At 59.9% G+C, this 22,438-nt stretch carries 19 protein-coding genes and 3 pseudogenes; 18 read left to right on the top strand and 4 right to left on the bottom strand.

Going from position 1 to position 22,438, the window contains the following annotated elements:
• Positions 1-4: 4 nt before the first annotated feature.
• From IVA82_RS02675 to IVA82_RS02655, 5 genes and pseudogenes are all read left to right on the top strand, one after another.
• Positions 5-2,245 (top strand): acyl-CoA dehydrogenase, encoded by a 2,241-nt coding sequence (locus IVA82_RS02675; RefSeq protein ID WP_247383080.1) that lies wholly within the window; start codon positions 5-7, stop codon positions 2,243-2,245.
• Positions 2,246-2,255: 10 nt separating this feature from the next.
• A complete protein-coding gene (locus IVA82_RS02670; protein WP_247383079.1) occupies positions 2,256-3,461 on the top strand; it encodes a CoA transferase in 1,206 nt (401 codons plus the stop codon).
• 5 nt (positions 3,462-3,466) lie between these two features.
• Positions 3,467-3,766, top strand: a pseudogene (locus tag IVA82_RS48880) (alcohol dehydrogenase catalytic domain-containing protein); the annotation flags it as partial.
• A 177-nt stretch (positions 3,767-3,943) separates the two neighbouring features.
• Positions 3,944-4,609 carry a zinc-binding dehydrogenase gene (locus tag IVA82_RS48875; protein WP_247383124.1) on the top strand — a complete coding sequence of 222 codons (666 nt, stop codon included), beginning with the start codon at positions 3,944-3,946 and terminating at the stop codon, positions 4,607-4,609.
• Positions 4,610-4,634: 25 nt separating this feature from the next.
• Positions 4,635-5,870, top strand: coding sequence for a cytochrome P450 (locus IVA82_RS02655; protein ID WP_247493154.1), 1,236 nt, complete (start codon positions 4,635-4,637; stop codon positions 5,868-5,870).
• A gap of 84 nt (positions 5,871-5,954) precedes the next feature.
• On the opposite strand, the gene IVA82_RS02650 is transcribed toward IVA82_RS02655, so the two are convergent.
• A complete protein-coding gene (locus IVA82_RS02650) occupies positions 5,955-6,362 on the bottom strand; it encodes a MarR family transcriptional regulator (RefSeq protein ID WP_247383075.1) in 408 nt (135 codons plus the stop codon).
• A gap of 290 nt (positions 6,363-6,652) precedes the next feature.
• Between IVA82_RS02650 and IVA82_RS02645 the strand changes: the two genes are divergently transcribed.
• The 7 genes from IVA82_RS02645 to IVA82_RS02615 all read left to right on the top strand — a co-directional run bounded on the left by IVA82_RS02645 (position 6,653) and on the right by IVA82_RS02615 (position 13,589).
• On the top strand, positions 6,653-6,964 hold the full coding sequence (locus IVA82_RS02645) for a hypothetical protein (protein ID WP_247383074.1): 312 nt from the start codon (positions 6,653-6,655) through the stop codon (positions 6,962-6,964).
• Positions 6,965-7,000: 36 nt separating this feature from the next.
• Positions 7,001-8,320 carry a Rieske 2Fe-2S domain-containing protein gene (locus IVA82_RS02640; RefSeq protein ID WP_247383073.1) on the top strand — a complete coding sequence of 440 codons (1,320 nt, stop codon included), beginning with the start codon at positions 7,001-7,003 and terminating at the stop codon, positions 8,318-8,320.
• Between the two features lie 54 nt (positions 8,321-8,374).
• Entirely contained in the window at positions 8,375-9,337 is a 963-nt protein-coding gene (locus IVA82_RS02635; protein ID WP_247383072.1) for a PDR/VanB family oxidoreductase, read from the top strand.
• Between the two features lie 114 nt (positions 9,338-9,451).
• A complete protein-coding gene (locus tag IVA82_RS02630) occupies positions 9,452-10,591 on the top strand; it encodes an ABC transporter substrate-binding protein (protein WP_247383071.1) in 1,140 nt (379 codons plus the stop codon).
• A gap of 60 nt (positions 10,592-10,651) precedes the next feature.
• The gene (locus tag IVA82_RS02625; protein ID WP_247383070.1) at positions 10,652-11,944 is read left to right on the top strand and encodes a CoA transferase; all 1,293 of its coding nucleotides are present in this window, start codon (positions 10,652-10,654) and stop codon (positions 11,942-11,944) included.
• Positions 11,941-13,137, top strand: coding sequence for an acetyl-CoA acetyltransferase (locus IVA82_RS02620; protein WP_247383069.1), 1,197 nt, complete (start codon positions 11,941-11,943; stop codon positions 13,135-13,137). Before IVA82_RS02625 ends, IVA82_RS02620 begins: the two co-directional genes overlap by 4 nt.
• Positions 13,134-13,589 (top strand): zinc ribbon domain-containing protein, encoded by a 456-nt coding sequence (locus IVA82_RS02615; protein WP_247383068.1) that lies wholly within the window; start codon positions 13,134-13,136, stop codon positions 13,587-13,589. Before IVA82_RS02620 ends, IVA82_RS02615 begins: the two co-directional genes overlap by 4 nt.
• Positions 13,590-13,615: 26 nt before the next feature.
• Here IVA82_RS02615 and IVA82_RS02610 read toward each other — a convergent pair whose 3' ends face one another.
• The gene (locus IVA82_RS02610; RefSeq protein WP_247383066.1) at positions 13,616-14,167 is read right to left on the bottom strand and encodes a nuclear transport factor 2 family protein; all 552 of its coding nucleotides are present in this window, start codon (positions 14,165-14,167) and stop codon (positions 13,616-13,618) included.
• Positions 14,168-14,185: 18 nt separating this feature from the next.
• Positions 14,186-15,502, bottom strand: a complete 1,317-nt coding sequence (locus tag IVA82_RS02605) for an MFS transporter (protein ID WP_247383065.1) — start codon at positions 15,500-15,502, stop codon at positions 14,186-14,188.
• 213 nt (positions 15,503-15,715) lie between these two features.
• Between IVA82_RS02605 and IVA82_RS02600 the strand changes: the two genes are divergently transcribed.
• From IVA82_RS02600 to IVA82_RS02575, 6 genes and pseudogenes are all read left to right on the top strand, one after another.
• Positions 15,716-16,573 carry a fumarylacetoacetate hydrolase family protein gene (locus IVA82_RS02600; RefSeq protein WP_247383064.1) on the top strand — a complete coding sequence of 286 codons (858 nt, stop codon included), beginning with the start codon at positions 15,716-15,718 and terminating at the stop codon, positions 16,571-16,573.
• A 19-nt stretch (positions 16,574-16,592) separates the two neighbouring features.
• Positions 16,593-17,216, top strand: a complete 624-nt coding sequence (locus IVA82_RS02595; protein ID WP_247383063.1) for a MarR family transcriptional regulator — start codon at positions 16,593-16,595, stop codon at positions 17,214-17,216.
• Positions 17,186-17,740: a hypothetical protein gene (locus IVA82_RS02590; protein ID WP_247383062.1), complete on the top strand. Its 555-nt coding sequence runs from the start codon at positions 17,186-17,188 to the stop codon at positions 17,738-17,740. Before IVA82_RS02595 ends, IVA82_RS02590 begins: the two co-directional genes overlap by 31 nt.
• A 486-nt stretch (positions 17,741-18,226) precedes the next feature.
• Positions 18,227-18,721 carry a quercetin 2,3-dioxygenase gene (locus IVA82_RS02585; protein ID WP_247383061.1) on the top strand — a complete coding sequence of 165 codons (495 nt, stop codon included), beginning with the start codon at positions 18,227-18,229 and terminating at the stop codon, positions 18,719-18,721.
• 757 nt (positions 18,722-19,478) lie between these two features.
• Complete coding sequence (locus IVA82_RS02580) at positions 19,479-20,462, top strand: ABC transporter substrate-binding protein (protein WP_247383060.1); 984 nt, start codon at positions 19,479-19,481, stop codon at positions 20,460-20,462.
• Positions 20,463-20,592: 130 nt separating this feature from the next.
• Positions 20,593-21,891 (top strand): annotated as a pseudogene (locus IVA82_RS02575) (IS1182 family transposase).
• 295 nt (positions 21,892-22,186) lie between these two features.
• On the opposite strand, the pseudogene IVA82_RS02570 reads toward IVA82_RS02575, so the two are convergent.
• Positions 22,187-22,438, bottom strand: a pseudogene (locus IVA82_RS02570) (hypothetical protein); the annotation flags it as partial.

Raw genomic sequence — 22,438 nt, 5'->3', positions numbered from 1 at the left:
GCTCATGGACGCAGCGGCGCTTCCAGGCGACGATCTTGCTCAGATGCTCCGGGAATCCCTGCGAGGGTTTCTCGGTGAGCATTGGAAGGCCGATTGTCTGAAGGACGGATCGGTGCCGCAGGATATCGCGACGATATGGACGAAATTGGTTGGGCAAGGCATTGCAGCACTAGGCTGCAATCGGGACGAGGGGGGGCTTCGCGAAATTGCGGTCGTCCTCAGTGAACTTGGGCGCGCCGCTTGCCCTGCGCCGATGTGGTCTGCGGCGCTCGTCAACTTCGCGCTGGCGGCCGCACGGTCGCCGGTAGCGGTCGATCTTCTGCGAGGGATGCACGAGGGATCGGCTCGTGTCGCATTTTCGTTCGGGGCAATCGATCCAGAGCAGGCGACGGGCTCAATCCGCATCAGTGATGGCCACGCGGTCGGATTGCTTCGTTTCGTCGAGGCTGCAGATAGTTGTACCCATCTGCTCGTCGCGATCGACCGCTCCACTCTTGGTGTTGTGGCTCTCGAAGCTGCAGGCGTCGGGATGATGCCGACCCGCGCCATGGGTGCCTGGGGCCTCTATGAGGTAAGGCTGAGTTCAGTGCCGGCCGTGCTCGTCCCGCTGGAGGAAGGCGCCTTGGACGAGCTCCTGCTCAAAGCAAAGCTGACGTTGATAGCGAGAGCACACGGTGCGGCCCGGCGAGCATTCGAATTGGTGACAGATTACGCCAAGGACCGTCACCAGTTCGGGCAGCCGATTGGGAAGTTCCAGGCGATCCAGCACAAGCTCGCGAACGGACTCGTCGCCTTAGAAGGCGTGCGGTTAATCGTAGACCACGCAGCCAAGCTACACGATCTCGGTGATCGGGATTGGCGCTACTTCGCCGAATGTGCTGTCGCCTTCGGCAGCGATGGGCTGCGGCGAGCCTCGCTCGAGACTCACCACGCGTTCGGGGCGATCGGCTATGCTGACGAACACGAGGCACCTTTGCACTTCAAGCGGGTGCACGTGGATACGATTGCGCTGGGCGGAGCCGCGCAAGCGAAGCGTTCTATCGCATCATTCCTGCTGGAGCCCGGCAGCGCGGGGTTGCCCGAATATGATCTCGGTCCGGCCGGCAACGCCTTGCGCGACCAGGTCCGGGCGTGGCTTCAGAATAACTGGTCGGGAGAGAGGAAGGCGGCATTCGACGGCAGGCCGTTCTCCAAACGGGAATTCGACGCCGAGTTTGCGCGGAACATTGGCGAAACCGGCTGGATCGGCCTTGGCTGGCCGGAGAGGTTCGGCGGCCAGGCGCGCTCTCCGCTGGAGCAGATCGCCCTTATGGAAACGATGGAGCGGGGCGAGGCGCCGCGGATTGGCGCGGCGATCCAAGCCAATGCGTTGATGATGTTCGGAACACCCGAGCAGCAAAAGATGTATCTGCCTGAAATCCTGCGTGGCGAGGCCATGCACGGCATGGGGTATAGCGAACCGCAGGCGGGTTCGGATCTTGCGGCGCTGCGGACCAGTGCTGTGCGCGACGGCGATCAATGGGTGATCAACGGCCAGAAGATCTGGACTACGACGTGGTGGGGCAAATACATGTTCCTCGCCGCACGGACCGATAGAGATGCCAAACCGCAACATGCTGGCATCAGCATGTTCATCGTGCCGATGAATGCTGCCGGCGTCACAATCCGCCCTTCGACGACGATGTACGATGGTTCCTTTGCCAACATTTTTTACGACAACGTGCGGATTCCGGCGGAAAATATCGTCGGGGAAGTCAATGGTGGTTGGAAGGTGCTGACAGGTGCGCTGGCCTTCGAGCGAGGGCTGGTTGGCGGTGGCATTGTTCTTAAGGTCGCGCATGCCTTCGAGCAGTTGCGCGGGCATGTCATGGCCAGGGACGATGCGGGGAGGGCGCTCAGCGATGATCCCATCATCCGCGACCGGATGGCGACACTCGCGGCCGAAATCGAAGTTGGCCGAAGTCTGATGATGCATTGCGCAGAGCTTGCTGCCGATGGCGTGACGCCTCCGGAATACGGCGCGATCAGCAAGGTATTTTCGGGGGAACTGATGGAGCGTTTCGGCGAAGCCGCGCTCGACATTCTCGGGATGCGCGCCACCCTCTCCGAGCAAATGTCAGGTGCGATCGACAATGGCCGCTTCGAGCAGAATCTACGTCATTCGCTGATGTGGGTCATCAGTATCGGCACCAACGAGATCCAGCGCAGTCTTATTGCGCAACGCGCGCTTGGACTTCCCAGATAGGAGCGAACGTATGCAACAGCAGCAAGCCGTGAGCCTGCCACTCGATGGCATACGCGTGCTCGATTTCTCGATCATGCTGGCGGGTCCTTATTGCGCGCGGCTGCTTGCCGATGTCGGTGCCGAAGTAATCAAGATCGAGCCGCCGGACGGCGATGACATGCGGCTCAGGATACCGCTCCGTGACGGCCATAGCGCCTATTTCGGTCAGCTCAATGCCGGCAAACGCAGCCTTGCCCTCGACCTGAAAAGCGCTGATGCGATCAAGCTGATACACCAGCTGGTCAAGGAAACGGACATTCTGGTTGAGAATTTCCGGCCCGGCGTGATGGAGCGTCTTGGGCTTGGCTACGATGCACTGCGGGCGATCAATCCACGCCTGGTCTATTGCTCCATATCCGGCTACGGGCAGTCCGGCCCCGCGGCTGAGCGTGCAGCCTATGCCATGATCGTTCACGCCGAGAGCGGCTTCGACCGGTCGTTGATGCGCTATGCCGGCGATCGGGATCGACCGGCATCTGGCGCCATTTTCGTTGCGGACGTGCTCGGCGGCATCTTCGGTTATTCGGCGATTCAAACGGCATTGGTTCAACGCGCGCGGACGGGAATCGGGCAGCGGATCGACGTCGCTTTGATGGACTGCATGCTCAACTTGCTTGTCTACGAGTTGCAGGAAGCCCAATTTCCGATCAAATCGCCGCGCCCCACCTACGGCCCGGTGCGGGCTCTCGATGGCGACATCCTGATTGCGCCGATCACGCCACGGAATTTTGCAGCACTTTGCGAGGTTACAGGGCAGAGCGAACTCGCCAATGACCCGCGATTCAAGACCGTACCGGGACGCGGGGCGAACTGGACCGCGATGACGCAGGTCATCGAAAAATGGACCGAGCGTCACACGGTGCGTGAATGCATGGCTGCGCTCGATAGGGCGGGCGTTCCAAGCGCCGAGTATCGCGATCCCGCCGCCACCTTGTCCGATGCGCACCTCCTGGAGCGCGGCTCTTTCGCCACGATTGCGGACGGAGCCGGGGAGTTCATGGGGGTCAACGCGCCCTGGAAGATGTCGGGTGCGCCGACGTCGATGCAGCGTGATATTCCCGCGATCGGAGCGCATCGTGATGACGTGTTGTCGCGGGTGCTGGGTTTGTCGGGAGAGGCGATTGTGCGCCTGGCTGAAGCAGGCGCGTTCGGAAGTCCGGTCGGGAAGGGTGGCTAACCGGCATGTCCGCGCCAGAATCCATTGGCACGACGAGTGTCGTGGCTGCAATCGCAAATGGTCCGAAGGATCCATTTGAGATCGCGAGCTGTACTCTCGAGGCCCCGCGCGCCGGCGAGGTTCGGGTCAGGGTTCATGCCTGCGGCATCTGCCATACCGACCTGGCGGTCAAGCTTCAGCATATTCCAATTCCGCTGCCGAAGGTCTTGGGGCACGAGGGGGCGGGAATCGTCGAAGAGGTCGGCCCCGGAACCGCGCATGTTCGGCCAGGTGACCATGTGCTGATGAGCTTCGGTTCTTGCGGAGAATGCGGGAATTGCCGAGACGGTGCGCTCGGGTACTGTGACCATTTTCGCCCCATCAATCTGTTCGGACACAGAGCCGGCGGATCGGCGTTGTCGCGCAATGGAAAGGAGCTCGGCGGGCACTTCTTCGCTCAATCTGCCTTCGCAACCCATGCCATCGCGAGCGTCAGGAACATCGTGAAGGTCGATGACGATCTGCCACTGGAACTCCTCGCCCCTCTCGGATGCGGAATCCAGACTGGCATGGGCTCCGTGATGAACGTGCTTCGGCCACAGGCCGGCACGTCGATCGCAGTGTTTGGCGTCGGCGCCGTCGGCCTCTCCGCAATCATCGCGGCGCGGATTGTCGGTTGCTCGACGATTATTGCCGTCGACGTCGTCCCGGAGCGGCTACGCGTCGCACAGCAGCTGGGGGCGACGCATGTGGTGTCCGGTCGCGGCGAGGATCCGGTCGCGAAAATCGTCGATCTCACGCGAGGCGGTGCGAACTTCTCCCTGGATACAGCGGGGGTGCCGGCGGCAGTGGCGAACTCGATCAATTGCCTTCGCGCACGGGGTGTCAGCGCGCAGGTCGCGGCGCCGCCTCGCGGGACCCTCTACGCCGCCGAAGCAAGCGTCGTTGTCGGTCGGGGGATCACTGTTCGCGGCATTGTCGAGGGAGACGCAAACCCTCAACTGTTCATTCCGCGAATGGTTGAGTTCTTCCGCGAAGGTCGGTTGCCGCTGGACAAAATCGTCAAGATTTATCCTCTCGGGAAGATCAACGAAGCCGTTGACGACCTCGAGCACGGCCGCGTGGTCAAGCCTGTCCTGACTATGCGGGAGTTTGGGAGTGCCGCCTAAGACATAAGAATTGGGGAGGAACGCGATGCTCGATATCGCATTGGACAATGCGCTTGCCGATCACAAGTCATATGGGAATGTCGACCTTCAACACCGTCTCTTCGCCCAGTTGCGGCGAGACGATCCAGTCCACTGGACGCAGCCCGACGGATACCGGCCGTTTTGGATCATCTCCAAATATGCCGATATCATCGAGATCGAGCGTCAATCCGATCGTTTCATCAACGCGCCCAGAACGAAGCTTCTCAGCATCGAGTTCGAGAGCAAGGTGAGAGAAGCGATGAACGGCAAGCCCATGCTGTTCCGAGCTCTGCCGCAAATGGATAACCCGGATCATGCGAAGTACCAGAAGTTGACGCACGCCTGGTTTCAGCCGCGTCACATTCGAACACTTTCGGAGCGCATGGCCGAGTTGGCAAAGGACAGCGTCGACCGGCTTTTTGCCATGGGCGACCGGTGCGACTTCTATAGCGAAATCGCAATCTACTATCCGTTGAGGGTCCTGATGACGATCCTCGGATTGCCGCGGGATGACGAAGCGCGCCTGCTGAAGATCACGCAAGCCTATTTCGGCGGCGGGGATCCCGACATGCAGAAGGGGTCGGATCTAATCGATGCGACGATAGCCTATGTCGAATACTTCAAGGATGTCGCGAAGGAGAGGCGGCAGAACCCAAAGGACGATGTGGCAACGGTCATCGCGACGTCAGAAATCGACGGGCGGCCGATCGAGGATTTTGAAGCCTATTCGTATTATGTCGCGCTTGCGAGCGCGGGCCACGATACGACGAGCGCGACGATCGCTGGTGGCTTGCTGGCCTTGATCGAAAATGCAGATGCCATGGCACGCCTGCGGCGCGAGCCTGACCTTTTGCCGGACGCCGCGGAAGAAATGGTGCGCTGGGTGTCTCCGGTCAAACACTTCTTCCGTACGGCCGCTGTGGACTACGACATTCGTGGTAAGAAAATCAGGGCAGGGGACAGCATCCTGATCAGCTACCCGTCCGGCAATCGCGATGAGGAAGCTTTCGATAGGCCCTTTGCTTTCATTCCCGATCGTTCGCCCAATCGGCATCTCGGCTATGGCTTCGGTATTCACGCGTGTATCGGCCGGCACCTCGCCAAGGCGGAAATCGTAGCGTTCTTCCGGGAACTCCTCAGCCGGATCGATAGGATCGAGCTTGCGGGCAAGCCGGCCTGGACCGAAACGTCCTTTCTGGGTGGATTGAAACGCTTGCCCGTGAGCTATACGGGACGGTAGGAGGCCCGAGTCTGCCGTTCGGAGCCGTAGCTTTGCCGGCCGAATATCCCTTCACGCCCAATCGGCGGCAGGGACAAACGGGTATCAATCGTCTGCAGGCGAAGCGGCGACCGAAGCAGCCTTCGCAATTGCCAGCATGCATCTAAGGAAATGGGCGCGGTCCTCCTTGCTGAGGGGCGCCAGCAAAGTGTTCTGAAGTTCGGCCGCGGCGGGCACGACGCCCAGAAGGGCCTCTTCGCCCTTCGCCGTGATCTGAACCTGGATCGATCGCCCGTCTTCCGAATTGCTCCGCTTCGAGATCAGCTTCCGCGCGGTCATTCTCTTGAGCATATCGCTCAGCGTATTCCGATCGCTGCTGATGCGCTCCGCGAGTGCGGTTGGGGTGAGCGGGCCGTCCTGGTAGAGCGCAATCAGCACGCCGAACTGACGTGCTGTGACGTCGCTCTGCCCGGTCAGGTCCTGATAGAGCACGTCGTAGCGGGCTTCGAGCAAGCGAAGGAGAAATCCGATTCCTCCTTCCAGCCGCCAATTACGCGCAATATCCGCAGCGCTTGCCTTCGTTCCCTTGTCGGCCGCCATGCCGCGTTTGACCTCAATCGTTGTCTCGAAACACCCAATAGCCGTTAGCAGCTTGGTCGAAGGCTCTCAACCCTGTGCCGGTCGTTGGACCGGGCGCCCTTGGTCGCCCGGTCCAACGTTTTGGACTATTGCAAAGCATCTTGAAATATAGTACGTACACGTAATAGATGGCGCCGGGGAAACGACGTCGCAGGGAGGTTTGCTTGGATCTGCGCGATTTCTTGTCGATTCCGTACCTGCTTGAGGCCGAGGCGATCGAGACCGAGCCCGGCAAGTGGCTCGTGCGGCTTGCCTATCCAGAGCTGCCGGGTTGCACCGCTGGAGGCGTCGTCATCGAGGAGACCTTGAAGGACCTTGAGCGGCGCAGGATCGAAATGATCGTGGATCTCGTTGAGGCACGCACTGCCCCGCCGGTGCCTCGCCAGCCGCTCGCAGCGGCCGATCCACTATGGACTGCACGTGATGTGGGCTTGCCGGATCGCATCGTCGCGCTCTTGAGCGGCGCGTCGAAATAGGCGCGGAGCCATAAGCAATTCAATGGAGGAAAGCTCATGCTGTCGCACGAAGACAACGAACGCCTAGTAAGGGTCGGAAAGGGCACTCCGCTCGGAGAACTCTTCCGCCTCTATTGGATTCCGTTCATGCCGTCGGCAGATCTCGCCAAGGACGGGCAACCCAAGCGTATCCGGTTACTGGGAGAGGATCTGGTTGCATTCAGGGATTCCGAGGGCCGGGTTGGGCTCGTCGATCAGGCCTGTCCGCATCGTGGCGCGCCGCTGATCTTCGGACGAAACGAGGATTGCGGGCTTCGCTGCGTCTATCACGGCTGGAAATTCGACGTGACGGGCGCGGTGACGGACATGCCGGCAGAGCCTGTCCGAAGCCGGCTGAAAGAGCGCGTGCGGATCAAGGCGTATCCCTGCAAGGAGCGCAACGGGATGGCCTGGACCTATATGGGCCCGGACCAGACCGAGCTACCGCCGTTACCCAACGTCGAATGGAATATGGTTCCGCAGGAGCAGGTGCACATCTCTGTCCGCGTCCAGGAGTGCAATTGGCTTCAGGCAGTCGAAGGCGAGATCGACTCCGCCCATGCCCCGCTGCTTCACGGCCGGTTAGATTCACAGGGAACGACGAGCGCGTGGATCCAGAAGCGCGACCTGCGACCGACCTTCGAATGCGTCAAACAAGATTTCGGCATGAGCATTGCCGCGCGACGCAACTACGATGCAAACACGCTGTACTGGCGTGTCAACCAGTTCATGCTGCCGTTCTACACCCTCGTCCCACCTCTATCACCGTTCCCGGATCTCAGCGGACACGCTTGGGTGCCGATCGACGACGCGAACACGCTCTGCATCATGTTCTCCTATCATCCGTCGGAGCCGCTGTTGCCGAAGACGCGGCAGATCTTCGCGGAGGGGCACAACGGTCGCGAGAGTGGACATGCCAGCCGTAACGCGCTGACCCAGCAGCTGGTGACGGTTCCGTATGCGGACTATTGGACAAACTACAATCCGCAGAACGGCTTCCAATTCGACTATCAGGCCCAGCAAACGACCTGGTTCTCCGGCCTGCCGGGACTTTGGGTCCAGGACGGCGCCTGCCAAAGTGGCGTATCGCCAATCTTCGATCGGACCAGGGAAAATCTCTGTTCGAGCGACACCGGCATCGCGATGACGCGGCGGTTCATTCTCGAGGCGCTGGGTGCGTACCGCGACCACGGAACGAAACCCAAGGGCGTAGCGGACCCCGACGTTTTCATGGTGCGAGCAGTGTCACTGCGATTGCCGCCGGAAGAGTCCTGGGTCGATGCAGGAGTCCCCTTCATGCAGGCTAAACTTGGCGCTGATTTCGGATACGAGCTGTGAACATGTCGAACCGCCGACCGCGATTTAGTCTTCATCCATCGCGGGAGACGCGCGATGGCTGAGAATGTCGTAGAGCTCAGGATCAGACGCATATGCTACGAAGCGGAGGGCATCAATTCCTACGAGCTGGTGTCCCCAACAGGGGATGACCTCGTCCCCTTTACGGCTGGCGGTCACGTCGACCTGCATTTGTCAAACAGCATGATCCGCAGCTATTCGCTGATCAATGACCAGCGGGAGCGGCATCGCTACGTTGTCGCCGTCAACAAGGACACGGCTGGCCGCGGCGGCTCAAGCTTTGTCCACGATAGTCTGAAGGTCGGCCAACTCATCAGAGCGTCCGTTCCGCGAAACAACTTCGCGCTTTGTGAGGAGGCCGGCCACTCAGTCCTGATTGCCGGTGGGATCGGGATTACGCCGCTGCTGTCGATGATCCGTCGCCTTGAAGCGCTTGGCCGCTCCGCCGAGCTGTTCTATGCAGCGCGGACACGACCTGCCGCGGCCTTCCTCGACGAGCTCGGTACGCTCGGATCAAGCGGGCGGCTGAAGCTGCATCTCGACTTTGATGACGATCGATCGGGGCGCGTGTTCGATCTTTCGGCTGTTGTCAACCGGGCGCCGGTGCAGGCGCATCTCTATTGCTGCGGGCCCGTGCCGATGCTCAAGGCATTCGAGGCCGCGACTGCCGATCGGCCCACCGATCATGTGCATGTCGAATACTTCCAGGCCGCTGAGGTGCCGGCGACCGATGGCGGTTTCGAGGTCAGGCTCGCGCGAAGCAACCGCTCGATCGCAGTCGAGGCTGGCAAGACCATTCTGGAAGCGCTCTTGGATGCGGGAATAGCCGCCAACTACGCCTGTACCGAGGGCGTGTGCGGGACCTGTGAGACACGCGTCATTGAGGGCACACCTGATCATCGCGACCAGTTCCTGAGCAAGGAGGAGCGGGCCGGCAATGAGACCATCATGATCTGTTGCTCGGGTGCAAAATCCCGCACGCTGGTCCTGGACATCTGAACAATCAATAACATCAATGGGTGGAAACATATGAAATACCTGGCGTCTGCTCTTGGAGCATCTCTTGTCGCTATCGTCGTGTCTTCTTCCGCTTTGGCAGACACGACACGAACGATGAAAATCGGCGTTCTCAACGACGCTTCAGGTCCATATTCGGACAATGCGGGCGAGGGCTCCGTCACCGCCGCCAAGATGGCGGCTGAGGACTTCATGCAGCAGCATCCCGACTTCAAAATCGAGATCATTTCAGCGGACCATCAGAACAAGGCGGATGTCGGGGCGGCCATTGCGCGTCGCTGGATCGATCAGGAGAAGGTCGATGCGGTTGCCGACGTACCGAATTCGGCGGTCGGTCTCGCTGTCAACGAGGTGGTGCGCGGCAGCAAGGCGGCCCTGATCGCTTCGAGCGCTGCGTCGTCGGATCTGACCGGAAAATATTGTTCGCCGAATACGATTCAATGGACGTTCGATACCTGGGCGAGCTCTCACACGATCGGCGAATATCTTGTCGGTCACGGCGGCAAGAAATGGTACTTCATCGCCACCGACAACGCGCTCGGAAAGTCCATGGTGCGCGATGGCACGTCGGTCATTACGGCTGGCGGTGGTAGCGTGCTAGGGTCGGTGAATGTTCCGATCAACAGCCCGGACTATGCGTCCTTCATCCTGCAGGCCGACGCGTCCGGCGCGGACGTGATCGCATTTGCAACTGCGGGGGGCGACACGGTCAACCTCATCAAGCAATCGGCTGAGTTCGGTCTGAAGGAGAAGGGGCGGCAGTTTGCGGCTCTGTTGGCGACCACCAACGACATCGAATCGAGCGGACTCGCAACAGCGCAGGGCATGATCATCACCCAGCCGTTTTATTGGGACCTCAATGATGCCAGTCGGACTTGGTCGGCAAAGTTTAGCGAGCGCCGGCATGGACACTCGCCCACCGCATTTCATGCCGGCGTCTACTCGTCCGTCTTGGCCTATCTCAACGCGGCCCAAGAGGCTGGGACCAACGATGCGCAGGCAATCATCCGTAAATTGAAGGAAAAGCCGATTGACGACTTGCTATATGGCCCGGTGGTGGTCCGTCCGGAGGGCCGTGCGATCCACAATATGTACATTCTGAAAGCCAAGGATCCCAAGGCATCGAAAGGCAAATGGGACCTGCTGGAAAATATCGGCGTCCTCACCGGAGCCGAGGCGTTCCGGCCGATCGAGCAGGGCGGATGCGTGATGGTCGAGCAAGCAAAGGGCAACTGACGCTTGCTTCGGCTCAACTCGCTTCTCAATCGAACGCTCTCAAAGCAAATGGACCCAAAAATGTTGGACAACATCGAGGCAGAATTCCCCGAACATAGGCCGCGGCCCGCTGATGCGCCTAAGGCGCTCGAAGGAATAAGAGTAGTCGATTTCTCGCACTTCATCGCGGGGCCGTTTGCGACCATGATCCTGGCGGACATGGGCGCCGAGGTCATCAAGATCGAGGCGCCCGGCCGGGGCGACGACCTTCGCCGCTATCCGCCGGTGCATCCTGAGCTGAAACATGGCGCGCCATTCTTCTGGACCAACCGCAACAAGGAGAGCGTCGCCCTTGACTTGAAGTCGGAGCATGGCATCGAGATCGCGCGGGAGTTGTTGGCGACGGCCGATGTCGTCGTCGAGAATTTTTCGACCGGGGTCATGGAGCGGTTCGGGCTCGACTACGAGTCCTGTCGCAAGATCAAGCCGGAGATCATCTACTGCTCCGTCTCGGCTTATGGACGCGAAGGGAGTTTTTCCGATCGGCTCGGCTTCGATCCTATCGCGCAGGTCGAGAGCGGCTTTGTCTCCATGAATGGTTACGCAGATCGCGAGGGCGTCCGCGCGCTCTCGCCTGTCATGGACATCAGCACGGCGATGATGGCCTGCAACGCGATTCTCGGTGCGCTCGTGTCCCGCGAACGGAGCGGCTTTGGTCAGGCCGTCGAGGTCTCGCTGTTCGACAATGCGGTGCTGATGACCGGATACGCGACCATGCAGCACCTCTTCAGCGGCGCGAATCCGCAGCGCCACGGAAACACGAGCCCTGACACCTGCCCATCCGGCGTGTTCCAGGCGCAGGATTGTGCCTTCTACATCAACTGCGGCAATGACAAGATCTTTCAGCGGTTGATGTCGCAGGTCGTCGATCGCGCCGATCTCGCGTCGGCCGAGATCTATACGACAGGAACCGATCGCATTCGGCGGCGCGACGAGCTCTTTGCTGTCCTCGGTGAAGCCTTCGCGCGACAGCCATGGTCGTATTGGCAGTCGCGGATGCGGGAAGCCGGCGTTCCCTGCGGCCAGGTCCGGACCGTCGGAGAGGCGATCCGATCGCCCGAGGCGAGGGAGCGCGGGCTGGTTACCCGGATTCCTCACGACAAGCTCGGCTGGGTCCCTAACGTCAACCTCCCGATCCACTTTTCGCGAACGCCGGTTGTCAATCCGGTTGCTGCGCCCGCGGTCGGGCAGCATACCGAGAGCGTACTGCGCGACCGGCTCGGATATGACACGGCGCGCCTAACACAGCTTGCCGAAGCAGGCGCATTCGGTGCCGACTCAGCGAGAGTGGCACGGCAGGACACCAAGGCATGACGGCGCGGGCCGGTGTCGAACGCACGCTCAAGGGCCGTGTCGCCATCGTCGGGATCGGCGAAACGGACTATTTTCGCCATGGCGCCTCGCCGGACCCGGAATTCAAGCTCGCGCTAAAAGCGATCCTGGCTGCCTGCAACGATGCTGGCATTGACCCGCGCGACGTCGATGGTTTCGCCTCCTATAGCGACGATCGCAACGATGCAACTCGACTGGCGGCTGCCCTCGGCTCGCGAAGGCTACGAGCTGCGACCATGCAATGGGGCGGGGGTGGCGGCGGCTGTTGCGCAGCTGTGGCGAATGCCGCCGCGTCCATCGTTGCCGGGCTTGCGGACTGCGTGGTGGTGTTTCGTGCGCTTGCTCAAGGACAATATGGCCGATTTGGGCAGACCACGGGCATCAATACGATCTCGGGTGAGAAAGCGTATCTGATGCCCTACGGCGTGCTGGCACCACCGCAACGCTTTGCCATGCGCGTGCGCCGTTACATGCATGAGCACGGCGTAAGGCAGGAAGCTCTGCGCGCCGTCGCGCTTGCGTCTTACCACCATGCCCAGTCGAACCCGCGTGCGGTCATGCATGGCAAGCCGCTGGATGCGGCGAAATACGATGCGTCACGCTGGATTGCCGAGCCGTTTCATCTCTACGACTGTTGCATGGAGAATGATGGCGCCGCTGCGTTGGTGCTGGTGCCGGCGGAGCGCGCAGGGGAGTTCCGAAACAAGCCGGTTTACCTGCTCGGGGCGGCCGTCGGTTCCGGATTCCGGGCGGGCGCCATTCCCCACAACGTGCCAAACTATGCCGGTGCGAGCTTCGACACGGTCGCACCCGATCTGTACCGGATGGCGGGAGTGGGCCCATCCGATGTCGGGGTGGTCCAGTGCTACGAGAACTTTACCGGCGGCGTCGTGATGGCGCTGGCGGAGCATGGCTTCTTCAGACCGGAGGAAGCTAACGACTTTCTGACGATCGAGAATCTGACGGCTACGTCCGGGCGGCTGCCCCTGAACACCAGCGGCGGTAATCTGGCCGAGTGCTACATGCACGGTTTCGAGCTGGTGCTGGAAGCCGTGCGTCAGGTGCGCGGTGTGTCCACCAGCCAGGTGCGGAGGAACGACGTTGCAATGGTCATCGGTGGACCGATGGTCTCTCCTGTCAGCAATCTCCTTCTCGGCTCGGAAGCAACCCTATGAGCGGCAAGCCAATCGGGACCTATCTTCCTGCAGGTTTACCCACCCCAATAACCGAGCCCGACGGCCTATCCGCTCCCTATTGGGAAGGGTTACGCCGGAGCCGTCTGTTGGTGCAGCGCTGCAATCATTGCAGCACGTGGCAGTTTGGACCGGAGTGGCTGTGCCATAGCTGCCACGCCTTTGACCCCGAATGGGTCGAAATCGAGCCACTTGGACTCATCTACAGCTGGGAGCGCGTTTGGCATCCCTCGCATGCGTCACTCAAGGAGCAGGGGGCCTATCTCGCCGTGCTTGTGGAGATTCCTCACGCCGGCGGAATCCGCATGGTCGGAAATTTGCTTGGCGATCCAATGCAGACGGTCTCGATCGGAGCGCCAGTCGAAAGCTCATTTGAGCATCATCCCGACTCCGAGCCGCCGTACTCACTCCTGCAATGGCGGCTTCGGAAATGAATCACGCATTCCTCGCAAGTGACGTTCTAGGTGCCAATTGGACCGCGCTTAAAGAGTGATAGAACCTCGTAGGAGCGATCATGCCCGCTCGGTTTGCTTAGGGTCATTGCATAGGTCCCTTCAAACAGGGCGGGGTCGAACGGGCGCTGATAGATCCAGTCTCGGACAACGCCGCGATACGAGATCTTCCAAACGCCGTTCCTGCATTCGTAGCGATTGAATGTCCGGCACGCTGCGATTGTCTCAACCAGGTCGGGGTCCCGAACTCGGTGGTGAGAGATGCGGTGCGTCTCCCCCTCGGCGAAATCGCCGTCTACCTTGTACCATTCGTTCAAGACGTAGTGAGTCGTCAGCTCATACTTTCCAATGAAGTCGTTGAATACCCAGTCGACAAACGCCATCGCGCTGCCCCGATACATCTCGCCGTGCTCTTCTATCGCGTCTTCGAAGAAGATCGACCGCAAGAGGTCGGGATCACGTCGGTCGACGCCGCGACAATAGGCCATTTCGAGTTCGTGCAATCGCTCCTTAACCAGGAGGTTGCGCAACGCCTGTTGGTCGATTTCAGCTGGGCTCATACTTTGGCTCCGGTTTGGCTAGCGAGGCGCTGAAACCGCATCGACCTCCACGTCCTGTAAGACGGAGGTTTTTGCGGGGTGCTTGCTGCGAGTTGCTATGAGGACTAGGAGCGCTGCGAGGGCCATCACCGCCGCGCTGACAAATAGTCCCATTTCAAAGCTGCCCGTCGTCTCGCGCAGGTAGCCGATGGTGTAGGGCCCAAGAAAGCCTGCAAAATTGCCGATGGAATTAATAGCGGCGATTGCAATCGCGGAGGCTGTTCCCGAGAGGAGCGAGGTGGGTAGGGTCCAAAAGCCGGGGGCATAACCGAGGGCACCAAAGCTCGCCACGCACAATGAAGCTATCATTAGGCTCGGATTGCCTGTCGTTGCGGCGCCGACAAAACCAATGGCTCCGACCACAAAGGGAAGAAAGACACCCATCCGTGCGCGTCCGGCTGCCGAGTACCGTCCCCAAACCAGCATGCCGACAGCCCCGAGGACATAAGGTAGCGCGGAGACGAGACTCGCATCGAAATTGTTGAATCCGGATGCTTTGACGATCTGCGGTAAGAAAAAGCCGAGCCCGTAGATCGCGAGATTGCCGCAGAAGTGTATGGTCGCGAAGCAGATCACGCGGATATCAATGAGGTTGATCCAGTTGCCGTCTCTCACACGTCCTTGGCGTTGACGTTCGTCTTGCTTAAGCTGATTTAGCAGCCATTCGCGCTGTTCGTCCGAAAGCCACGTCGCTTCACTGGGGTGGTCGGTGAGGTAGTAGTAGGCAATGATGGCGACAATCAGCGTGGGCAACGCTTCAATCAGAAAGAGCCACTGCCAGCCCTTGAGTCCCCAGAGGCCGTCGAGCGACAAGAATACGCCCGAGATGGGGAATCCAACAATTCCCGCGAGTGGGACTGCCGCAAGGAAGTATGCGAAGACCTTGGCGCGTGCTGCTTCAGGAAACCAGCAGCTCAAATAGAACAATATAGCCGGGAAGAAACCGGCTTCCGCAGCACCAAGTAACAGGCGTACTGCGTAGAAGCTGTTCGTGCCTTGCACGAATGCGGTGGCCCCCGAAACGATTCCCCAACTGATCATGATGCGCGCAATCCAGCGGCGTGCGCCAACCTTCTGCATCAGGATGTTGGAAGGGACCTCCAGAAAGAAATACGAAACAAAGAAGAGCCCTGCGCCGAAGCCAAAGACAGCGGGCGAAAGTTCAAGATCGCGGTTCATCGTCAGAGCGGCGATGCTGACATTGATGCGGTCAACAAAGGCAAGGAAGTAGCAGAGAACAAGGAAGGGCACGATGCGCCACGTGATCTTGCTCAGGGTCCTGCTCTCAAGCGTCATGGGTTTCCCTCTTGAATTTCTTCGTTGGCGAGTCTTCTGCTCAGCCATAATGTGAGTGTATACATATATTATATAGGCAGACAAATCAAACTTTAGGCTGAAAGCAGCGGGAAAGCGTTGACGTGTTAATCGATGTGTGTAGGTATACGTACAAATATGGATGGCGGGGAGGACCGCGTGCGATTTTGCCGATTTGACTCGGATCAGTTGGGCTTGGTCGAGGGCGACGTTGTCTATGACGTGTCGAGCGCTCTTGAATGCCTGCCGTCGCACCGATGGCCGTTTCCGCTCGGCGACGCGCTCGTTCGCCGCCTCGATTCGGTTCGTAAAGCTGCCAGCGAGGTGAAGGCCAAGGCTAAAACCTATCGCCTCGATCAGATCCGTCTCTTGAGTCCCGTGGCCAATCCCAGCAAGGTCATGGCCGCGCCGGCAAACTATCGACTTCATGTGGAGATCGATGCTGCGGATCCCGCTGTCCATCACAACGTGCACAACAAGCAGCTCGAGGGCGTCGAGCGCCCAGTGGAGAAGCTCGGTCTGTTCCTGAAGGCCAATTCCGCCATATCGGGACCGCATGACGGCGTCAGGTTGAATTGGCTCGATCGCCGCAACGATTTCGAGGCTGAGCTCTGCATCATCGTCGGCCAGACCTGCCGCAAGGTCTCCGCCGAGCGCGCATTCGATTACGTGGCAGGCTATTGCGTTGGCCTCGACATGAGCGTGCGTGGTGTAGAGGATCGCAGCTTCCGCAAATCGGCCGATACCTATTGTGTCTTAGGTCCCTGGCTCACCACTGCCGACGAGGTGCGCGATTCCGGGAATTTGGAGCTCTGGCTCAAGTTAAACGGTGAGTACAAGCAGAGGTCGTCTACCGCCGCGATAACGGTTGGAATTCCGCGCCTCATAGAGTTGGCGTCCCACACCTATACGCTGTATCCGGGCGATGTCATTATGACGGGAACCCCCGAGGGCGTCGGCTCTGTTAAGCCGGGCGACGTGATTTCCGCAGGTTGCGACGGGCTCGGGGCGATGACTGTCCCCGTACATGGCGATGGAGCCGGCCATCGCTGATCAGCCAATGAGTTCGCCAATGCCGACCGACAGCAAAAAATTAGCGTCAAAGTCAAAGCAAGACGGAGGCGACCGACCTGAAGACGATGTCACGGACGCAGAGTTCGAGGCGCCGATGCGGTTAGCCAGCGAATTTGTCCTGCATCGTGCTCCGGGATATTTGCTCAGGCAGCTGGATAGTCGAGCCGCGGCCCTTTACGAGGCTCACACAGGGCAAAGTGATCTGACCCCTCGCCAGTTCGGGGTGCTGTTGACCCTATTCCAGTCGGGGCCGCTGTCGCAAACCGAGCTTGGCAACCAGCTTCATCTTGATCGGAGCACATCCGGTGAGATGTTGCAGCGCATGCTTGAGCGGAAGCTGGTTAGCCGTCAGCCGCGCAAAGAGGACAGAAGGGCGATCGAGATCGCTTTAACACCTCAGGGACGGAGGGCTCTGTTGAAAACGGTAGAGCAGGCCTCCGCTGCTCAGCAGGCGCTCCTTGCGCCGTTGCCTGACTACCTGCGGCCGGTATTCGTGAAATGCCTTCAAATCCTAGCCGAGGCAGACACGATGGCCGCGAGTACAGAGCAGAGCCCGGACGCAAATCAAGCAACTATCTTGGGAGGGTTACCATGGGTCAGGTCGCGCAAAAAAACTCAATGAAGACGCTGGATGATCTGTATGTCGAGGCCGAGCGCTTAGACGTAACCCCGGGCTGGGTGTCGCGCGATCAGCCATTGTTCTGGAGAGAACCGCGGTCGAGCTATCGGCCTCATCACTGGAGCTATCAAGACGTAAAAAATGCTCTCGCCGCGGCCGGTGACCTGATCGACGTGGCCCATGCGGAACGCCGCAATCTTATTCTTCGAAATCCGTTCCCGGGAAACAATTTCGCGACAACGAAGACGCTCGTCTGTTCCATGATGGGATTGACGGTCGAAAAATTGCGGGCGGGTTTTAAGGGGAGGGCCCAGCGCTCAACCGCCAACCGTATTTTTGTCGTGATGGAGGGGACTGGTCAGACCGTCGTAGGCACGACGACCTTCAAGTGGAGTCGTGGCGACACTATCGTTGTGCCGACTTGGCAGAACTATTCTCATCAAGCGGACATCGACAGCATCCTATTCGGCCTGTCAGATGAGCCGTTGATGAGGGCATTTCGTTACTTCCGTAGCGAAGTGGCTTAAAGGAAAGCCGGTGAGGGGGCGCCGCTTTGATAGAGGGCGTGCCCGCGAAGCGGGCCAGGCTCTATGCGCTGCGCTTACCGAGCCAATCTGTCTCGGCCCTTCGGGTCACAATCCTTCGCACAAGATGTATTGAGCGCCTCGCCGGGGGTAAAGGGGCTCGCCTTCGGCGATCGCTATCACTGCCCCTGTCCCGGGTGCCGCCGTTAACCGGTCTCGTCGCTGCACTCGGTCCCGCGTGCCGTCCCGCTCCTGCGAGGACGTCGCTATCCCCACGCTCTTGCGGGTGCCTTCTTGCTTGTCGCGAGGCGTCTGCGGCGCGGATCGCCGCGATCATCATCTCACCGGGCGAATTCGGCTTGCTTCGCCTCAGCGTCGCAGATCTTGACTTGAATGGTTGGAAACCTGTCCTTGAGCTCGATGGCGCAGTTCCCGCGCAGGGCAGCTTGATTGCATCAAGCATGTAAATGAGGGGACAGGATCCGCGCCATGAACAACACTGACAAAATCATCACCAAGGGCTTTGCCATGCCCGGAGGCGAAGGCGAGCGGATCTGGTTCGTAGCCGATACGTTGACGCTCAAGGCGACCGCTGCAAGCACCGGCAAAAGCTATACGGTGGTGGAATGCCTGACCGCCCCCGGCGGCGGACCTCCGCCGCACGTCCACACCCGCGAGGACGAGTTCTGGTACGTGCTCGACGGGACCTTCGAAATCCACATCGGCGACAAGGTGCACGCCGTCGAGCCCGGCGGGCTCGCGTTCGGCCCGCGCGGCACGCCGCACCACTTCCGCAACACCGCAGCGACCCCGAGCCGGATTCTCCTGGGCTTCACGCCGAGCGGGATCGAGGATTTCTTCCGCGAGTCCGGTCAGCCCGCGACCGACGACGGGCCCGCGCCGCCGGTCGATGCGGCCGAAATCGCCCGCATGGCCGCGGCGGCGCCGAAGTACGGTATCGAGCGCGTCGCAGCCGACGACTAATTAGATGATACGGTTATCGCCATTCTGACAAAGAGGAATTCTGTAACGATCTCAATGGGCCAAAACGCCGAAAATGTCAGAATGGCCGCTGAAAACACTGCAGTATTTCCCGACTTCCAAGCTGAATACGAGGGTTCGATTCCCTTCACTCCATCGATCTTTTGCTTTCAAAAACAACTGCTTGTGAGCTTGCCAAGCGAAGTTTTTTCCGTCTTTCTCGATTTTCATACAACCACCGTACAACCAAGCCTGAATCCTGCGTCTGTGTTAGCGAGTCCTTGCGTCGCGAATGGCCAGCGATTGGCATTCGAATCCTTGGTCTTGCCATCGGCTGTCCCCGCGGGACGATTGCCAAATCGGCCGCGCTCTTGTCGCTTCGGTGGCTCTGAGGCGTCGTCGAGACTTCGTCGATCACGCACTCAGACTGCAGCCGCAGTCGTTCGAAGCATTCGAGTTCGCGATCAACAAGACGCCCTGGTACGCGATCTTATCTGAGCATGTGGCACTGGGGACAGCCAGGTCGGAATATGTAATCGGCCAATACGGCGTGGACCTCAATTTCATCGGTCCCTAGCTAGACTAGGGCGTGTACTCATAAATGCCGCTTCTCGGGGTGAAGCAGATCTACGCAAATAAGTCCGGCATTTTCGCCTTATGACCCATCTGCGACATCGGCCGCCGGCATTTAACGAGAGAGAGGCGGCCCCTACCGCTTGGCGGTTTGAGCCGATAAGCTGTCGCTTTCTGGGGGACTGGCATGAAGCGGCGGGAATTTCTCGGTCTGGTTGGCGGCGTCGCGGCCGGGTGGCCGCTGACGGCAGGTGCGCAGAAGGAACCCATCCGTATCGGATTTCTGGCCAGCGGGACGGCGACATCAGCTAACAGTGCCGCCCAAGTCGATGCCATCAGGCAGGGGTTGCGTGACAATGGATTGATGGACGGCACGGACTATTTGCTCGAGACGCGCTTTGCGGCCGGCAACTATCAGCAGTTTCCCGAGATGGCACGTGAACTCGCCCAGGCCGGTGTGCGGATCATTCTTGTCGCCACCATCGCTTCGGTTCGCGCGGCGCAGAAACTGATACCGCCAGTGCCTGTTGTCATGATTGCCATTAACGATCCCGTCGGAAGCGGACTGGTCGCCAGCCTCTCGCGGCCAGGGGGCGTGACGACGGGTATGGCGACCTTGAACCAGGACATCACGCCCAAGATGCTCGAAATCCAGCGCGAGCTTGTTCCGAACTGCAAGGCGATGGCCGCATTGTTCAATCCGGCCAATCCATCGAACCCGGTGTATGTCGACAAGCTCCGAGCCATTGCGGGCGACAGCGGGATCACGGTGGTGCCCGTCGAACTGAGGTCACCCGCGGCGTTGGATCATGCCTTCGCTTCCATTGCGGCGCGGCGCCCCGACGCGCTCCTAGTCGTCGCGGATTCAGGAACCCTGGATCAGATGGACCGCATCGCCGCCTCTGCGCTCGCGCAGAAACTTCCAAGCTTTGCCTCCATTCCGGAATACGCCCAATTCGCGGGCCTGGCTGGTTATGGCCCATCCCAACGCCAGCTCAACATGAGAGCAACCTATTTTGTGAAGAAGATCCTCAACGGCGCAAATCCGGGTGACTTGCCTGTCGAACAACCCACGAGGCTTGATCTCGTGATCAACCTCAAGACTGCCAAGGCGCTCGGCCTCGAAGCGCCGACCGCACTGCTCGCACGTGCCGACGAGGTGATCGAATAAGAAAGCTAGTTGCTGCGGTGCATGCGAATCGAATGATCGCGTGATTTCCGTCTTTGGCCCAGGCCGTGTGAAAACGTTCTGTTTCCGGTGATTCGCGCGGTAGGATTCCCTGCACTTGCGGGGACGTCCAATGAAGCGCTTTGTTGAAGGGGTGGATCGCGGGCAGAGCATGCTGTTTCCGGCATCGCCCGATGACTATGTGACCGTGGATAATCCAGTGCGAGCGGTCGACGTGTTCGTCGAGAGTCTCGATCTCGGCAAGCTCGGATTCATCGGCGTCCAACCATTCGACACGGGCCGACCCAGCTATCACCCGGGTACGATGCTCAAGCTTTACATCTACGGCTACCTTAATCGGGTTCCGTCGAGCCGACGCTTGGAGCGGGAATGCCAGCGCAATATCGAGATGATCTGGTTGACCGGCCAGCTGGCACCGGATTTCAAGACGATCGCTGACTTCCGCAAGGACAATGGCAAGGCCATTCGTGAGGTCTGTCGCGAGTTCGTCGCGTTGTGCCGAAAGCTTGAGCTGTTCAGTGCCGCGAGCGTCGCCATCGACGGATCAAAATTCAAGGCCGTCAATGCACGGGACAAGAACTTCACAGAGGCCAAGATGAAGAGGCGTCTGGAGCGTATCGATGAGAGCATCGCCCGCTATCTCTCTCAGCTTGAGACCGCCGACCGGCATGGCGACGCGGTGCCGGAGGCGAAGGTCGAGCGGTTGAACGGCAAGATCGAGAAACTCAAGGAGGAGGTCGTCCGGCTCAACACGATCAATGTGGAGATGATGAAGAGCGAGGACAAGCAGATTTCGCTGACCGATCCCGACGCGCGTTCGATGGCGACGAGTGGCAAGGACACCGGGATCGTTGGCTATAACGTGCAGATCGCAGTTGATACGCAGCATCATCTCTCGTGGCTCACGAAGTGACCAACATGGGCACCGATCGCCACGAACTCGCTAACATGTCCAGGCAGGCTCGCGACGAGATGGCGGTCGAGACGAAGTGGTGGCAGACCGCGGCTATTACGATGGAGAATAGATCAAGGCCTGCGAGGAAGCCGACATCACGGTGACGTTGCCGAAGCCGATGACTTCCCGCGCGAAAGCCCGCTCAAATCGAAATGCTGTCCAAAATCACCGAGCCGGAAGGTCACGCGCCACGAGCACGAGGCGACGCGCGATGTGCCCGCGCGATCGCCAAGACTGCTGCGTACGAGTGCGTACGAGCAGACCCGGCGGGATCGCAAGAAGGTTGAGATGCTGTTTGCCCACCTTAAGCGCATTCTGCGGCTCAGCCGCCTGAGACTGCGTGGTCCGGCCGGTGCGCAATTCGAGTTTACGCTTGCTGCAATCGCTCAAAACCTTCGTCGTCTCGCCAAGCTGGCGCTACACCCGCCCGACATGGCCGGGCCATGCGTCGCGTAAGTGGCGTCCGTTGCGTTGGTTGCGTTGGTTGCGTCAGCCGTTAGCGTCGCCGCCCACCCATTGCGGGCAGGCGGCGAGACATCGCAAGCTCTCCATTTTTCAGAACTCAGCTCCGACTGAGACCGCCGAGCCCGCCGACTTCTGCAACAACATCGGCCAGAAGCGGAAGAACTGTTCAGTAGCATAGTGCGGCTTCCTGTCCGTGAGCAGACGCCTTAACATCAAGGCAGCTAGCCTTGCTTGCACCGTGCATAGAGCCGTGGTCGTAGTGTCAGTCGCACCAGGCTTTGCATCCTTACTGGAGACCTGCGCCGGAAGGGGGTAGATAGGTAATGCCATACTTCGCGTAGATCTGCGCTGGTATCCGCTGCTCGACCACTTGTGACACCGCAGCATCCACGGCTGCAAGCAGCGCATCGTCCGCTCGGCGAAGCCCAACTGAAACACCCCAGCGCAGTGCCGGTTCTGGCTCGTATCCGTCGGGTATCCTTACTGCCGTGCTGGGGTGTTCGTGCCGATACCAGCCGATAATCACGGGGTTTGTGGC

Source organism: Bradyrhizobium sp. 142 (assembly GCF_023074015.1).
GTDB lineage: Bacteria > Pseudomonadota > Alphaproteobacteria > Rhizobiales > Xanthobacteraceae > Bradyrhizobium.
This window is presented reverse-complemented; position numbering and strand designations above follow the sequence as displayed.